The organism is Gordonia soli NBRC 108243 (genome assembly GCF_000334455.1).
GTDB classification, from domain to species: Bacteria; Actinomycetota; Actinomycetes; order Mycobacteriales; family Mycobacteriaceae; genus Gordonia; species Gordonia soli.
In genome coordinates, this window is record NZ_BANX01000005.1 from 298615 (window position 1) to 313459 (window position 14845).

At 67.8% G+C, this 14845-nt stretch carries 14 protein-coding genes; 7 read left to right on the forward strand and 7 right to left on the reverse strand.

Features of this window, described 5'->3' with window-relative positions; genetic code table 11:
- Positions 1 to 26: 26 nt before the first annotated feature.
- The 5 genes from GS4_RS04340 (at position 27) to GS4_RS04360 (ending at position 4525) form a co-directional block, all read left to right on the forward strand.
- Positions 27 to 743: a TetR/AcrR family transcriptional regulator gene (locus GS4_RS04340; protein WP_007617855.1), complete on the forward strand. Its 717-nt coding sequence runs from the start codon at positions 27 to 29 to the stop codon at positions 741 to 743.
- A gap of 16 nt (positions 744 to 759) precedes the next feature.
- Complete coding sequence (locus GS4_RS04345) at positions 760 to 1401, forward strand: TetR/AcrR family transcriptional regulator (protein WP_174343992.1); 642 nt, start codon at positions 760 to 762, stop codon at positions 1399 to 1401.
- A gap of 135 nt (positions 1402 to 1536) precedes the next feature.
- Positions 1537 to 2763: an acyl-CoA dehydrogenase family protein gene (locus GS4_RS04350; RefSeq protein ID WP_007617859.1), complete on the forward strand. Its 1227-nt coding sequence runs from the start codon at positions 1537 to 1539 to the stop codon at positions 2761 to 2763.
- A complete protein-coding gene (locus GS4_RS04355; protein ID WP_007617861.1) occupies positions 2760 to 3791 on the forward strand; it encodes a phosphotransferase family protein in 1032 nt (343 codons plus the stop codon). Before GS4_RS04350 ends, GS4_RS04355 begins: the two co-directional genes overlap by 4 nt.
- On the forward strand, positions 3791 to 4525 hold the full coding sequence (locus GS4_RS04360; RefSeq protein ID WP_007617864.1) for an SDR family NAD(P)-dependent oxidoreductase: 735 nt from the start codon (positions 3791 to 3793) through the stop codon (positions 4523 to 4525). The genes GS4_RS04355 and GS4_RS04360 overlap by 1 nt, the downstream gene beginning before the upstream one ends.
- 176 nt (positions 4526 to 4701) lie before the next feature.
- Here GS4_RS04360 and GS4_RS04365 read toward each other — a convergent pair whose 3' ends face one another.
- A complete protein-coding gene (locus tag GS4_RS04365) occupies positions 4702 to 5391 on the reverse strand; it encodes a histidine phosphatase family protein (RefSeq protein WP_007617866.1) in 690 nt (229 codons plus the stop codon).
- 266 nt (positions 5392 to 5657) lie between these two features.
- On the opposite strand from GS4_RS04365, the gene GS4_RS04370 reads away from it, so the two are divergent.
- On the forward strand, positions 5658 to 6065 hold the full coding sequence (locus GS4_RS04370) for a VOC family protein (protein ID WP_369403299.1): 408 nt from the start codon (positions 5658 to 5660) through the stop codon (positions 6063 to 6065).
- 19 nt (positions 6066 to 6084) lie between these two features.
- Here GS4_RS04370 and GS4_RS04375 read toward each other — a convergent pair whose 3' ends face one another.
- Entirely contained in the window at positions 6085 to 7128 is a 1044-nt protein-coding gene (locus tag GS4_RS04375; protein ID WP_007617873.1) for a sigma-70 family RNA polymerase sigma factor, read from the reverse strand.
- 90 nt (positions 7129 to 7218) lie between these two features.
- Positions 7219 to 8397, reverse strand: a complete 1179-nt coding sequence (locus GS4_RS04380) for an LLM class flavin-dependent oxidoreductase (RefSeq protein WP_007617874.1) — start codon at positions 8395 to 8397, stop codon at positions 7219 to 7221.
- A 489-nt stretch (positions 8398 to 8886) separates the two neighbouring features.
- On the opposite strand from GS4_RS04380, the gene GS4_RS04385 reads away from it, so the two are divergent.
- Positions 8887 to 10197 (forward strand): ROK family transcriptional regulator, encoded by a 1311-nt coding sequence (locus GS4_RS04385; protein ID WP_040509446.1) that lies wholly within the window; start codon positions 8887 to 8889, stop codon positions 10195 to 10197.
- Positions 10198 to 10287: 90 nt separating this feature from the next.
- Here the strand turns inward: GS4_RS04385 and GS4_RS04390 are convergent, their stop codons facing one another.
- The 4 genes from GS4_RS04390 to GS4_RS04405 form a co-directional block, all read right to left on the reverse strand.
- Positions 10288 to 11139, reverse strand: a complete 852-nt coding sequence (locus GS4_RS04390; protein ID WP_007617876.1) for an ABC transporter permease — start codon at positions 11137 to 11139, stop codon at positions 10288 to 10290.
- Positions 11136 to 12161 carry an ATP-binding cassette domain-containing protein gene (locus GS4_RS04395; protein ID WP_007617877.1) on the reverse strand — a complete coding sequence of 342 codons (1026 nt, stop codon included), beginning with the start codon at positions 12159 to 12161 and terminating at the stop codon, positions 11136 to 11138. The genes GS4_RS04390 and GS4_RS04395 overlap by 4 nt, the downstream gene beginning before the upstream one ends.
- A gap of 446 nt (positions 12162 to 12607) precedes the next feature.
- Complete coding sequence (locus GS4_RS04400; protein WP_040509448.1) at positions 12608 to 13543, reverse strand: adenylate/guanylate cyclase domain-containing protein; 936 nt, start codon at positions 13541 to 13543, stop codon at positions 12608 to 12610.
- An 81-nt stretch (positions 13544 to 13624) separates the two neighbouring features.
- Positions 13625 to 14839, reverse strand: a complete 1215-nt coding sequence (locus GS4_RS04405; protein WP_007617880.1) for a TetR/AcrR family transcriptional regulator — start codon at positions 14837 to 14839, stop codon at positions 13625 to 13627.
- Positions 14840 to 14845: the final 6 nt, after the last annotated feature.

Here is a 14845-nt window from a genome sequence, read left to right on the forward strand (position 1 = left end):
ACGGGTGGGGTGTCAAGATTGGAGTCGTGACACCTCCGTCCGAATCGCCGCGCGCCACGTCGAGCGCGCTCAGCGCCGCCGCGCGCAGCGGGGTGGAGACGCTGCGTTCGTATGGCGGCGAGGAGGGCGACGCGCGGATCGCGCGCCGTCGGGCAGCGCTCATCGACGCGGCCCTCGCCCTGCTGGGCGCCGACGACGGGGGAGCGATCTCGGTCCGCGGGGTCTGCCGGCAGGCCGGTCTCACCGCGCGGTACTTCTACGAGAGCTTCGCCTCCGTGGACGATCTGGTCGCGGACACCTTCGACGAGGTCATCCGCGAGATCTCCGATGCAGGCCTCGCGGCCTTCGACCATGGCGCGGACGTCGAGCAGAAGGTCGCGCTGGCGGTCGGTGCGATCGTCGACGTGATCGACGCCGATCGGCGCAAGGGGCGGCTCCTCTTCTCCCAGTCGCTACTCAGCCCGACCGTCGCGGCCAAGCGGATGGAGTCGACCGAACTCTTCGCATCGTTGACGCTGCAGACCGCATCGGGCGTGCTCGATGTGGAGACCGGACCCGACGCTCTGGCCGCCGCGCATTTCCAGGTCGGAGGTCTGGGTAGGGTGCTCGCGGCCTGGCTCGACGGCCACCTCGACCTCGACCGCGACTCGGTCGTGTCGGTCAGTGTGGGCCTGATGGTCTCGCTCGGCGAGGGTCTGAGCCGCGCGCATGCCTCACGCGCCGACGAGTCCGAGGGGCGCTGAGGCTATGTTGGAAGCCATGAGCGGCGGGGCTGGAGAGGCAGAGATCCGTTCGCGAGCGCTCGGCAGCTGGCGCGACTACGGCGAGCCCGAGTTGCCCGTGCCGTTGGCGGCTGCCCTGGCGGCCTTCGCCGAACACGGCTATCACGGCACATCGGTGCGGGAGATCGCCGCGCGGGCCAACCTGTCGGTGCCGGGGCTCTATCACCATTACCCGTCCAAGCAGTCGCTGCTGCAGGGTTTGCTCGAGCGCACGATGACCGACCTCCTGCACCGCTCCGAACTCGCGGTCCGGGAGGCCGGGGATCAGCCGGTCGATCAATTCGACGCGGTCGTCGAGTCGCTGCTGCGTTTCCACATGTACCGCCGCGAGCAGGCGTTCGTCGGGTCGACCGAGATCCGCAGTCTCGACGACGGCTATCGCGACACCTACATCGGACACCGTGATCGGCAGCAGCGGATGGTCGACGAGATCGTCTTCGCCGGCGTCGCTGCGGGTGACTTCACGACGCAGTACCCCAAGGACGCCAGCCGCGCAGTGGCGACGATGTGTGTCGGTGTGTCGACCTGGTTCAAGCTCGACGGCGAACTCGCGGCGGACGAGCTGATCGCGCGGAACCGTCAGATCGCGCGTGACGCGATCGGGTACACCGCGCCCTGAACGCCCGGTCGACACACATCCGCGCTGACTTGACCCCGTGCCCCCTGGTCTGACACTCTGCGTTATGCCGAACGATCGCTCGGTCGGCATCGTTGATCACGGTCACCCGTGGACCTGATCCAGAGGAGGGAATCAGTGCCGATCGATCTGAGCTACGGCCCCGAGGTCGAGGATCTCGTTGCGCGGACCCGTGAGTTCGTGCGCACCGAGGTGTTGCCCGTCGAGGACCGATTCGGCGGCGACATCACCGCGGCGGGAGGCGACGACCTCCGGCGAGAACTCAACGCAAAGGCCAAGGCCGCGGGGGTGTTCGCGCCGCACGCGCCCGTCGAGTTCGGCGGACACGGGCTCGACATGTCCGATCGCGCACCGGTGTTCGAGGCCGCCGGATACTCGACCTTCGGCCCCGTCGCACTCCACATCGGCGCCCCCGACGAGGGCAACGTGCACATGCTGGCGCACATTGCGAGCGACGAGCAGAAGCAGAAGTATCTCGCTCCGCTGGCGACCGGTGAAGTCCGGTCGGCATTTGCGATGACCGAGCCGTCGCCCGGTGCGGGCTCGGACCCGTCGGCACTGCGCACGGCCGCCACCAAGGTCGACGGTGGCTGGAAGATCAACGGCGAGAAGCGGTTCATCACCGGAGCCGACGGCGCCGGCTTCTACATCATCATGGCGCGCACCGCGGGTGAGCCCGGCGATCGCGGCGGCGCGACGATGTTCCTGGCGCCGGCCGACACCGCAGGCATCTCGGTCGACCGCCACATCGTCACCACCGACCGTTCGATGATCGGCGGACACTGCGAGGTCAGCTTCACCGACGTGTTCGTCCCGGACGAGGACATCCTCGGCGAGGTCGACGAGGGCTACCGCTATGCGCAGGTCCGCCTGGGCCCCGCTCGGATGACCCACGTGATGCGGTGGCTGGGCGCGGCGACCCGTGCACACGACGTCGCCGTCGACTATGTCTCGCAGCGAGAGGGATTCGGCGGTCGCCTCGGTGATCTCGGGATGATCCAGCAGATGGTCGCCGACAACGTGATCGACCTGTCGGCGACGCGTGCGCTCCTGGTCCGGGCCTGCTACGAGCTCGATCACGGTAACCACGCGAGCACAGAGACGTCGGTTGCCAAGACGTATGCCGCAGAGGCGTATTCGCGCATCGTCGATCGCAGCATCCAGATGTGTGGTGGTCTCGGCGTGTCCGACGACCTGCCGTTGGCGCGGCTGCAGCGTGAGCTCCGTCCGTTCCGCATCTACGACGGCCCGTCCGAGGTCCATCGCTGGGCGATCGCCCGTCGCGAGATCGGACGAGCCACCAAGGCACGTCGTGCCCAGGGCGGCGATGGGAACGCTCGATGAGCCGGACTGGCGGGCATCCGGCGATGGATGCCGGGCTGCTGCGCGGGTTCCTGGTCGACCGAGGTGTTGACGTCGCAGGCGATCTCACGGTCGAGCTGATCAGCGGCGGCAAGTCGAATCTGACCTTCACGGTGACCGACGGCGTGCATCACTGGGTGGTTCGACGGCCACCGACGAGCGGACTGACACCGTCGGCGCACGACATGAACCGGGAATGGGCCGTCACGAGTGCCCTGCAGGACACCGACGTCCCCGTCGCGCCGACCATCGCGATCGACTCCGAGGGCGAGCTTCTGGGTGCTCCGTTCACCGTCGTCGGATTCGTCGACGGTCAGGTCATCCGTGATCGTGGCGATCTGGAGTCGTTGTCGGACAATGATGTCCAGCGCAACTTCGACGCTCTGGTCGACACGCTCGCGAAACTGCACGCGGTGGACCATGAGGCCGTCGGGTTGGGCGAGTTCGGTCGTCCGGAAGGGTTCGCGGCACGCCAGGTCAAGCTGTGGGCGCGACAGTGGGGTCACGTGAAGACGCGGGAACTCGACGACGTCGACCGGCTCGTCGCCGCACTCTCCGAACGCATCCCGACCTCCGCCCGGGCCACGATCGTGCACGGCGACTACCGGGTCGACAACACCATCGTCGATTCCGACGACCCCGCGATCGTCCGCGCGGTGGTCGACTGGGAGCTGTCGACCCTGGGTGACCCCATCACCGACGTCGCCCTGATGTGCACGTATCGCCAACCGTTCTTCGACACGGTGCTGGGCTTCTCTGGGGCATGGACGAGCGAGCGATACCCGGCACCCGACGAGATCGCACAGCGCTACGCCGCCGCGACCGGAAGTGATCTGGGCGACTGGGACTTCTACCTCGGGCTGGCGAACCTCAAGCTCGGCGTGATCGGCGAGGGCATCACGCACCGCGCACTGTCCGGGTCGTCGGCGGGTGCCGGCGCCGAGAAGGCAGCTGAGGCGACCGCCGAGTTCATCGCGGCCGGACTGCGGCACGTGAACGGGGGCAAGTGATGTCCGATCGGCGAGTGGCCTTGGTGACCGGTGCGTCCCGCGGCATCGGAGCCGCCATCGCAGAGCGGTTCGCCCGCACCGGGTGGGACCTCACCATCAGCGCGCGAGGTCGGGAGGCGCTGGACGACCGCGCCGAGCAACTCCGTGCGCACGGTGGTCGGGTCGAGGTGGTGACCGCCGACATGAGCGACGACGACGCGATCGGCTCCCTGGCACAGGCGCATGTGGCGGCATTCGGTCGATGCGACGCGTTGATCATCAATGCCGGTATGGGACAACGGGGTCGGATCGAGGACTTTCCGGCGCGGCGCTTCGACAAGCTCTATGCTGTCAACGTCCGGGCCCCGTTCCTGCTGTTGCAGCAATTGTTGCCGACGTTGCGGGCGACGGCCCGGGAGCACTCCGCGGCCAAGGTCGTCGCGCTGGCATCGAGTACCGGCGTATACCCCGAGCCGGGATACACCGCGTACGGCGCCACCAAGGCGGCGCTGATCAACCTGTGCGAGACGTTCAATCTCGAGGAGTCCGAGAACGGCATCAGTGCAACGACTCTCGCGCCCGGCTACGTCGACACCGACATGACCGAATGGACCAAGGACGCCATCCCGGCCGAGGAGATGATCTCCGCGAACGACATCGCGGTGCTGGTCTCGTCGATCACCGACCTGTCGAGGTTCGCGGTGGTGCCGAACATCGTGGTGACCCGACCGGGGACCTACCTGCATCGGGCCTGATCCGGCCTGGCCGTGGCGCCGGTCCGACGGCGCGGCCGGCGGGCTCCTCCCTGTGCAAAATCTGTACGTGGGAGGCCCGTGGGCGGCACTACGTCGTTGGCGGCCTTGAGGCGTACAGATTTTGCCCGGACGGCCGCCGAAGGGGAGCAGCAGTAGTCGCCGGAACCAGCCTCGACTCAGCGGAAAGTCGCGACGCCGCCTTCGCGGTCAGAGAGGTGGGCGTGCTCGTTGACCGACACCACGGTCGCACCGCCGCGACCGATCAACACCTTGGTCACCGACGCGTTGATCATCGTGCGGGCCAAGACCGGCCACCGTGCCGGTGGGACGTCCCACAGTTGGGAGATCCACTGCGTGATCGTGCCCGCTGACGAGACCACGACCACGGTCTGACCTGATCCGGCCAGTTCTCGGGCACGTTGGGACGCCGCCACGACGCGATCGCGGAAGCATCCGAAGGCCTCGCCTCCGGGGTCTGCACTCTCGGCGGTGATCCACGCCGTCAGGCCGGCGTCGAGTTTCTGCTGGTAGGCACGGCCGTCGCGGTATTCGTCGGCGGTCGCGACACCGACCGACGGAGGCAGCGCGTACTCGTTCCACCCGGCATCGACGATCGGCTCGGGTGCGGTGTCGAACTGGTCGAGGATGGTCGCCAGGGTCTGCGACTGTCGGGGCAGGTCACCGCTGATGGCCGCGGTCACCTTCTCGACCTGACCCGCGAGCATCGTCCCGGTCAGCGTCGCCTGCATCACACCGAGGCTCGTCAGACCGCCCGGACCATGCGGTGCGGCCGCTGCATCCGCATCCACGATCCCGTAGGCGCCGGCATCGGCCTGACCGTGTCGGACCAGGTAGATCACTCCCATGTCGATCAGCCTATGCGGCGCGATGATCGACCCGACACCCGGACGCCGCCGGTCGAGATGTCGCTCTCCTCCGTCGATGGCCTCCCCCGATGCCGATCCCACGTGCCTCGCACCGATGAGTTCCCGACACCTGGTCGGTCAGTATCTCGGTGGGGGCTCCCCGGGTCGCCGTCTCCGCACTGATCGCCGACCAACCGTCGGTTCCGTCGCACCCCTGAGCGTCGACGAGCCGGCCCGAATGCCGAGGAGGTCGTGACGTGCTGCCGATGATGTTCGTCAACCTCGCCGTCGCCGACGTCGACAAGGCCCGCGACTTCTTCACGCGCGCCGGATTCAGCTTCGACGAGATGTTCTGCGATCCCGGCACGCTGTGTATGACGATCAACGAGAAGACCAAGGTCATGCTGCTGCATCGACGCCGGTTCGCGGGCTACTCGGCTGGGCCGGTCGCCGATCCGGATGACGGCCGGGAGGTGTTGCTGGCCCTCGAGGCCGGCTCGCGGGCCGAGGTCGACCGACGGGTCGATGCCGCGCTCGAAGCCGGGGCCACCGAGCTGCGCCCGGGCGAGGACCTGGGGTTTCTCTACACCCGTACCTTCCGTGACCTCGACGGTCACGGATGGGAGGTCCTCTTCATGGACCCGGGTGCCATTCCGCAAGACGCCGACAGCTGAGGCCGACGCGCACGACCTCTCAGTGCCAGGGACTCGGCGCCGTGCGCGGCTCCGCCTCGTAGGGCGTGGCCGGGAGACCGAAGCGGGCGAAGTCGGCTTCGAGATCGTCGCTGAAGAAGGCGACGACGTAGGACACCTTGCCGTCGGCGCCGAAATCCACCACCTGCAGCTGGAACGGACGGTGCACACCGTCGGGCTCGCGCATATAGAGGCCGAATGCCGGCTGGCCGTTGGCCACCGTCGGTAGCAGGATCTGGTCGCCGGGTCCCTCGGCCGGGCAGTTCTTGCGGATGAGCGCACCGATGGCGTCGGGGCCCTGATACCAACCGGTGAAGGGCGGCATCTCCCAGATCGCCTTGTCGGTGAACAGTTCGACGATCGCATCGACGTCGTAGCGCTCGAACGCTGAAACGTACTTGCCGAGCAGTTCGCGCTTCGCGTCGTCGTCGAGGTCGGTCGGCGAGTCCTCGTGCGGTGAGGCGTTCTTCAACTGTTCGCGAGCACGCTGCAGCAGACTGTTCACCGTGGCGGTCGTGACGCCGATGGTGTCGGCGACCTCGGCCGCCTTCCACTGCAGGACGTCGCGCAGGATCAACACTGCGCGTTGCCGCTCGGGCAGGTGCTGCAACGCGGCGATGAACGCCAGGCGGATCGATTCGCGAGCACCGACGACGTAGGCCGGATCGGCGTCGGCGCCCGGTGAGATCTCGTCGACAGTGCCCGAGTACGGCTCGAGCCACGGCACCTCGTGGTCCTGCAGCAGATCGTCGGCCGGATCGAAGGCATCGCCGCCGAGCCCGGACGGCAGCGGACGACGCTGACGACTCTGCAGCGCGGTCAAGCAGGTGTTGGTGGCGATCTTGTGCAGCCACGTCCGCACCGACGCTCGCTGGTCGAACTTCCCGTACCCGCGCCACGCGCGCAGGTACGTTTCCTGCATCAGGTCCTCGGCGTCGTGATGCGACCCCATCATGCGATAGCAGTGGGCGAGGATCTCGCGCCGGAACGGCTCGGATACCTCGAGGAATTCTGCGTCCGAGCTGGTGTCCGCCGCGATGGTCATGTGTCCCAGATTACGTCACGGGTCCGACATGATCAGCGCTTCTCCACCGCCTGCGCCACCCGTCGTGGGCGGACAAGCGGGTCGGCGACCTCAGGAGGCGCCGGCCGGGGTCACCGACGAGAGGAAAGCACTCCGCACGGGCTCGTCGGAGGTCGCGCCCTGTTCGGCGAGCCCCAGACGCTCGAGGCGTGGCCGGACCCCCTCGCCGAAGTGGTAGGCCTCCTCGACGTGCGGATACCCGGACAGGATGAAGTGGTCGAGTCCGAGCGCCGCGTACTCCGCGATCCGCTCGGCGACCTCGTCGTAGGAGCCGACCAGCGCGGTCCCCGCACCCCCGCGTACCAGTCCGACCCCGCTCCACAGGTTGGGATAGATCTCCAGGGCGCGGGCGTCGGCGGCGTTCTCGAAGGCGGCGCCGCTGCCGTGCAGCGCGCGCATCCGACGCTGGCCCTCGCTCTCCGAACGTGCGAGGTTCTCCTGCGCACCTGCCACGACCGCGGGATCGAGGGCCTTGAGCAGACGGTCGGCCTCGGCCCACGCCTGCTCGGACGTCTCCCGTGCGATGACATGGAGGCGGATGCCGTAGGTGAGCGATCGTCCTGTGCCGGCCGCCAGCCCGCGGACCCAGTCCAGCTTCTCGGCGACCTGCGCGGGCGGCTCGCCCCACGTGAGGTAGGTGTCGGCGAAGTTTGCGGCGACCGTGCCGGCGGCCGGCGACGACCCGCCGAAGAAGATCGGCGGCAGCGGATCGGGGATCCGTGCGAGGGTCGCCCCCTCCACCCGAAGGTGCCGTCCGGTGAAGTCGACCGGGCCCTCATCCGCCCAGAGCCGACGGATGATGTCGAGATATTCGCCACACCTCTCGTAGCGCCCCTCCTTGGTGAGGAAGTCGCCGAAGGCTCGCTGTTCGCTCGATTCGCCTCCGGTGACGACGTTGAGGAGGAGTCGTCCCTTGGACTGCCACTGGAAGGTCGACGCCATCTGGGCGGCCAGGGTCGGACTCGTCAGACCGGGTCGGAGAGCGACGAGGAACTTCAGCGTCTCCGTCGTCTCGATCAGCGCGGCGGTGCTCAGCCACGCATCCTCGCACCACAGGCCGGTTGGCGTGAGCACGGCCTCGAACCCGTTGATCTCGGCCGCGCCCGCCAGCTGATTGAGATACCGCAGGTCAGCGGGCCGGTCGCCATTCATGTTGCTGCCGTGACCACCGGCGATGAGATTGCGTGAATCACCATAGGTCGGCAGGAACCAATGGAAGTGGACGGACACGGTTGGCATCTCCTCGACGACGATCGGCCACGGCTGCGAACTCGCTGCCGCGACGACGGACTGTGGGCATCACGCTAGTGCGGTCGCGCTCCGCCCTGTCAACGCGACGAGTCGGCGTCGGGCGCCGTTGGGATCAGGCTGAGTGCAACCCGCGCGGTGAGCGCTGAACGGACCTATAGTCGCCGGTGAACGCCCCTGACCATGCAGGTCAGCGGGGTGCGAAGCGGTACTGCGCCACCCGTCACCGGGTTGCGGCCCCGTCCGCGACGTTGCTAGCTTCATCGACATGACGAGCAGCCGGTCCTACATCCCGGAGGTCACCTATGTGACCACCGCGCTGGGATGTCGCCTGCCGCTCGCTCGTGTGCTGTGTTGCTGTCGAATGCGCTGAGCCAACTCGTTCTGCCGGCCCCTTTCTGGCCGATGCCCGCATTCCACGCTGCCGCCCGTATGTCGGGCCGCTGTGGCACATTCGACTGAGAGACACCCATGACCACCACGCTCGATCTCCGTTCCGCCACGTCCACCCGCCCCCAGGGCGCGCGATTGTCGAGTGGTCGGGGCACCCGCCCGCTCGTCTACGGCGCACGGCCCACCGCGGCCGACGTGACCACTCCCAAGAAGGGGGTCCCGCCGATTCACATCGCGACGCCCCAGCTCCAGCTGTCGACGAAGCCGGCGGCTCTCGTCCTGCGCACCGCCCGACTCTCGGGTCCCATCTTCCGCGACGATGCCGCCGCCCAGACCGGCCTGAGCATCTCCACCGTCAACCGGCAGGTCGGTGCACTCCTCAAGGCCGGCCTCATCCGTGAGCGCGCCGACCTCGCACCGGCCGGTGCCATCGGCCGACCGCGACTCCCGTTCGAGCTCAACGTCGCCGACTTCCTGACCCTCGGTATCCACATCGGTTACAAGGTCACCTCCATCACCACCCATGACCTGCTGCATCGCGTGGTCGGTGCGATCCAGATCCCGACCCCCATCGCGGAGAGTCCGGAACAGACCCTCAACGCCATCGGTGTCAGCGCACGTCGATTCGTCGCCCGCTGGGCCGGACGTCGGGTGCTCTGGGCAGGCGTCGCCATCGGTGGTCGCGTGAGAGAAGGCGGGTTCGTCGACCATCCGCGGCTCGGTTGGGCGGAGGCGCCGGTCGGCCGGGTCATCGCCGAATCGGTGGGCCTCCCCGTCTCGGTCGCATCGCATGTCGAGGCGATGGCCGCCGCGGAACTGGTCGTCAACCCTGACGACAAGCGCGCCAACTTCCTCTACTTCTACGCCCGCGAGATGGTCGGTATCGCATTCAGCGTCGATGGCACCGTCTACACCCCGACCGCCGGACCCCCGGTGATCGGCCACTTCCCGACCGGCGCGACAACGCTGCTCGACCCGGAGAACACCGGTCAGCTCGAGCCGGCGACCAGCGACACCGGCGTGGTGAACGCCGCGCGCGCCGCGGGACTGCCAGTCGGCGAGATCGAGGAGGTGCACGAGCTCGCTCGCAACGGCGACACCACCGCTCGCGCGTTGCTCGAGGAGCGCGCCGAGGTACTGGGCCGCACCGTCGCACTGATCTCCGACATCTTCAACCCGGACCACATCATCCTCGGCGGCCAGGCCTTCACCGACTTCCCCGCGACGCTCCCGACGGTCGCCAAGTCGGTCAAGACCACCTCGGTGCTGCCGAACCGCGATGTGCGCGTGTCGCACTCGGGCACCACCGTGCAGCAGCAGGCCGCCGGTGCGGTCTCGCTCGACTCCATCTACAGCGATCCGCTGGAGGCCCTGGCCTTCACGTCCTGAGCCTGCCACTCCGGGATCACGCTACAAACGACGAGCCGCCGGCATCCATCGAGGATGCGGGCGGCTCGTCGTCGTACGGCGGGAGCGAGGTCAGTCCGCGGTGCGCTTGTTGTACGCGCGCAGGGCGAATGGTGCGAACACCAGGGTGAGCACGATCGACCAGATGATGGTCGAGAGCTCCGGATGCCGCAGCGGGAGCGCCGCTGTCTCCGCGGCATCGGGACCGTTGCCCCACAGGACTCGAAGTGCCTGTACCAGAGACGAGATCGGATTCCAGTCGGCGATGGTCCGCAGCCAGGTCGGCATCCCCTGGGTGGGGACGAAGGCGTTGGAGAGGAAGGTGATCGGGAACAGCGTCGAGAACATGAAGCCGTTCACCGCCTCCACCGACCGCAGCCATGAGCCGACCAGGATGCCGAACCAGATCATCGCGAAACCGAACAGCAGGATCAGCGCGAAGGCGAGCACCGCTTCGGCGAATCCGTTGCGGATGCGCCACCCGATGAGCAGACCGGTGATCGCCATGACGACGATGCCGATCGACGAGTGCAGGAGGCTGGCGATGCTGCGGCCGACGATCACCGCGGAGCGTCGGATGGGCAATGACCGGAATCGGTCGATGACGCCCTTCTCGAGGTCGGCGGTGATGCCGGTCGACACGATGAACGCGGTGAACGCGATCGTCTGGCCCATGATGCCGGGGAGCAGGAACTCCTTGTAGGACGCACCGCCGGGCACGCTGATCGCCGCGCCGAAGACGTATGCGAACAGCAGCACGAACATGATCGGCTGGATCGTGACGTCGGAAAGCATCTCCGGCATCCGCTTGGTGTGGATCATGTTGCGCTTGACCATGATCCACGACTGCTGCCAGATGTTGGTCTGATGTGTGGTGGGGCGTTGATGGGCGAGTGCGTCGCCCGCGGTCACGGAGGTGGTCATCGGTCCTGCTCCTCGTCGGTGGTGTCGCCGGTCTCGTCCTCGGCCCGGTGGCCGGTCAGGGACAGGAAGACGTCGTCCAGGCTGGGGCGTGCGAGTCCGAGGTCGTCGACCTCGATACCGCTCTCGTCGAACCATCCGACGACACGGGTCAGGTCGGCCAGTCCGTTCGCCGGGGTGGTGAGCTTGCGGGAGCTGTGGTCGATGAAGACCTCGCCGCCGGTCTTGCGCAGCAGCGCCTCGGCCGCCGGGATGTCCGCGGCGTCCGAGACCGTGAGCACCAGGCTCGCGGCCCCGGCCTGCTCCTTGAGCTCGAGCGATGTCCCCTCGGCGATGATCGTGCCCTTGTCGATCACCACGATCCGGTCGGCCAGATGGTCGGCCTCCTCGAGGTACTGCGTGGTCAGCAGCAGCGTGGTGCCTTGTGCCACGAGTGACCGCAGCACCTCCCACAGCTCCGAGCGGCTCCGCGGGTCGAGTCCGGTGGTCGGCTCGTCGAGGAACAGCACCGGCGGCGCAGCCAGCAGGCTGACCGCGAGATCGAGGCGTCGGCGCATACCGCCGGAGTACTCGCGAACCGGCTTGTTGCCGGCTTCGGTGAGATTGAACTGTTCCAGCAGATCGGTTCCGCGCGTGCGGAGTTCACGGCGGTTGATGCCGTAGAGTCCGCCGATCATCTGGATGTTCTCGCGGCCGGTGAGGATCTCGTCCACCGTGGCGGCCTGGCCGGTGAGGCCCATGCTGCGGCGTACGAGATCGGGTTCGGCCTGTACGTCGTGCCCGGCGATCCGGGCGGTGCCGCTGGTCGGCGGCGACAGGGTGGTCATCATGCGCACGGTCGTGGTCTTGCCGGCTCCGTTGGGGCCGAGCAGGCCGAGGACCGTGCCCTGGGGGACGGTGAAGCTGACGCCGTCGACCGCGGTGAAATCACCGAACTTCTTGACCAGGTCGATGGCTTCGATCGCGATGTCGTCGCGCGGGTCGGAACGACCGGCGGTCACGGCGGGGGCTGCGGTTGAGCTCATGTTTCTCCACGTTATCGATGGGGTCGGACAAGGGCGATCGAATATTCGGCGAACATCTCGGCGGTTCGCGGTACCTCCTCATGTGGTGCAGACCCGGGTGGGCTACGGAAGTCATCGGTGATCGGCGGAATCGAACCGGGCCGGACCATGTACGACTCCGTACAGCGTACGTATAAAATCGATGCAGTGCGTATGACCGACATGTCCGATTTCTTGCGATGACGATAAGACCTCGAGCGCGGTTGAGGTCAAGGGTCGGCGGATGTGGGCTGCCTCGACCGGGCGCCAATCTGTACGAGAGCGGTCGGCCGTCGACATATCGCCGGCGGCAGGCCGCTGGTGTACAGATTTCGTGCGGGATGTGGGATGCGGAGTGCGGATGCGAGGCCCAGGCAATAGGGGCCGGGAGGCGGTTCCAGGACGGGGTCGATGACCCGATCGCGGGTCTAGCGGGTCGAGTTCCCGGTCTCCGGATCGTAGTACTTGTTGTGCTCCAACGTCTTCGCGCGGAGGCGCTTGTAGCCACGGACGTTGAGCGACGAGATGGACTTCAGGTAGAACCGCGGATCGTCCTCGAGTGCCGCGGCCGTGCTCTCGTCGACCAGGGTCGTCCTGGGTCGGGCGGACCCACACAGGCGGGCGGCGATGTTGACCGGCTCGCCGAACACGTCGCCCAGGCGGGACAGGACGACGCCGGACGCGAGACCGACCCGCAGCGGCGGGATGGTCTCGCCGCTGCTGAGTTCGTGCACCGCGAGGGAGATCGCGGCGGCCGCGCCCGGCGAGCTGTGGGTGAACATCACCGCGTCACCGAGCGTCTTGACCACATGTCCGCCCTCGACGGTCACGATCTCGTAGGTCCGCTCCTCGAACTCCTCCAGGAGCTGCTCGAGGTCGGCGAGATCGATCCGGCGCGACAGCGAGGTGTATCCGACGATGTCGGCGAACCCGATCACCGACTCCAGCCGTTCGTCCGACTCGTGGACGACGTCCTTCTCGAGCGCCATCGCCAGGTGCCGGCGCCAGATCAGCTGCTGGATGCGGCCGAGGGCCGAGCTCATCTGCTCCAGCGACCAGGGGACGGCCGGGTCGCGATCGAGTTCGAGGAGTTGGTCGGCCTGCCAGTCGGCGAGCCGGGACATCGTCTGGCCGATCGCCCTGGCCGTGGCGACCTGAGCGTTTTGCGGCATCGTCGTCTCGGAGTCCGCGAAGAGCTGGAGGGCGATCAGATCGGCCTCGTCGAAGATCTTGTCGTCGGTCGTCTTCCGCGCGAATCCGAAAGCGTTCCAGAGCTTGTCGGCATACTCGGTGGAGATGCCCAGTGCGGCGACGAGTTCGTCGCGGGTGTAGCGGCGCTCGTCCTCGGCGGACCCGGAAGACATCCGGCGGCTCCCGTCGTCGTGGGTGGGCGCCAGCTTAGCAAGTGGGCGGATCTGCACCGGGCAGTCGCCACCGGTGCGCGGTCAGAGGTCCAGAACGCCTTGCATCAGATACGCCATCTGATCGGGGAACCTCGCGCGTGTTCGCCCGCGGCGCATCCGCACCGCATCGTTGACGATGCTCAGCGCCGCGTGGACGGCGACCGCAGCCTGGGGTCGCCGCAGCTCGGGGTCGATCTCGCAGAGGAGGTCGATCCAGCGGCCGACGTAGCGGCGCTGGACGTCGAGCAACTCGGTGCCGGCCAACTCGCCGTGCAGGACGCCGGAGCTGTTGAACGAGACGGAGAGGTCCGCGGTGGAGGTGATCACCGAGACGTATGAGTCGACCAGCAGGGCAAGAAGTTTCGACTGATCCGCGGTCGACGCGTACGCGGCCATCACGCCGGCCTCCAGTCGGGTGCCGCTGCGTTGGCCGATGCTCACCAGGATCGCCATCTTGGACGGGAAGTGTTTGTAGACGCTGGGGCCGGTGATCCCGACCGCTGCGCCGATCTCGTCGACGCCGACGTCGGCGTACCCGCGCTCGGAGAAGAGGGCCGATGCGGCGTCCAGGATCTGGTCGCGACGATTGGTCGACACCGGTGAGAGCGAGGGGAAGTCGGGCAACGGTGGCGCCTCGTCCGGACGCAGCGTCATGAGTCGCCCCACGAGTCGTCGCAATTCCTCGTGTGCGCGCGCCGGTGCGATGCGGGTCTTGTGGACCGACAAGCTGCCGATCACGCTCAGGATGGCCCAGGTGATCTGCACCGATTCGCGGTGCGACACATCCGGATCGTCGGCGAACAGTGCCGCGGCCCAGCGGTGCAGGACGGTTCGCGTCCGGAGGGCGACCTCCTTGTTCTGCTCCTCGGTGAGGTGGGTGCTCGACCATCGCCACAGTGAGGCCGTCACCGGCCGCGTGACGCCGATGTCGCAGATCGCGTCGACCAGATGCGCCGTCGACGGGCCGGTGTCCTCGGCGCCGGGCTCGGCTGCGCCGTCGGCGGTCGCGGGTCCGACGACCTCGTCGGTGAACGCCTCGAGGTCGTCCACCCCGGCCAGCACCGCGGCCGCGAGCAGCGACTGCTTGTCGGTGAAGTGCCGGTACACCGACGGCGCCGTGACACCGGCCGCGCGGGCGATGTCGGCGACCGAGACATGCGAGTACCCACGCTCGAGGAAGAGCGTCGCGGCGAGGTCGGAGAGCTGGCGCTTCCGATCGGCGGGGCGGGCGCGCCCGGTGGCGTTGCGGCTGGGCATGGTAAA

Excerpts from the sequence above, each read along its gene's own strand:
- GS4_RS04345 (WP_174343992.1), top strand. The coding sequence starts at position 760 with ATGAGCGGCGGGGCTGGAGAGGCAGAGATCCGTTCGCGAGCGCTCGGC.
- GS4_RS04355 (WP_007617861.1), top strand. The coding sequence starts at position 2,760 with ATGAGCCGGACTGGCGGGCATCCGGCGATGGATGCCGGGCTGCTGCGC.
- GS4_RS04360 (WP_007617864.1), top strand. The coding sequence starts at position 3,791 with ATGTCCGATCGGCGAGTGGCCTTGGTGACCGGTGCGTCCCGCGGCATC.
- GS4_RS04365 (WP_007617866.1), bottom strand. The coding sequence starts at position 5,391 with ATGGGAGTGATCTACCTGGTCCGACACGGTCAGGCCGATGCCGGCGCC.
- GS4_RS04370 (WP_369403299.1), top strand. The coding sequence starts at position 5,658 with ATGATGTTCGTCAACCTCGCCGTCGCCGACGTCGACAAGGCCCGCGAC.
- GS4_RS04375 (WP_007617873.1), bottom strand. The coding sequence starts at position 7,128 with ATGACCATCGCGGCGGACACCAGCTCGGACGCAGAATTCCTCGAGGTA.
- GS4_RS04385 (WP_040509446.1), top strand. The coding sequence starts at position 8,887 with ATGACCACCACGCTCGATCTCCGTTCCGCCACGTCCACCCGCCCCCAG.
- GS4_RS04390 (WP_007617876.1), bottom strand. The coding sequence starts at position 11,139 with ATGACCACCTCCGTGACCGCGGGCGACGCACTCGCCCATCAACGCCCC.
- GS4_RS04395 (WP_007617877.1), bottom strand. The coding sequence starts at position 12,161 with ATGAGCTCAACCGCAGCCCCCGCCGTGACCGCCGGTCGTTCCGACCCG.
- GS4_RS04400 (WP_040509448.1), bottom strand. The coding sequence starts at position 13,543 with ATGTCTTCCGGGTCCGCCGAGGACGAGCGCCGCTACACCCGCGACGAA.
- GS4_RS04405 (WP_007617880.1), bottom strand. The coding sequence starts at position 14,839 with ATGCCCAGCCGCAACGCCACCGGGCGCGCCCGCCCCGCCGATCGGAAG.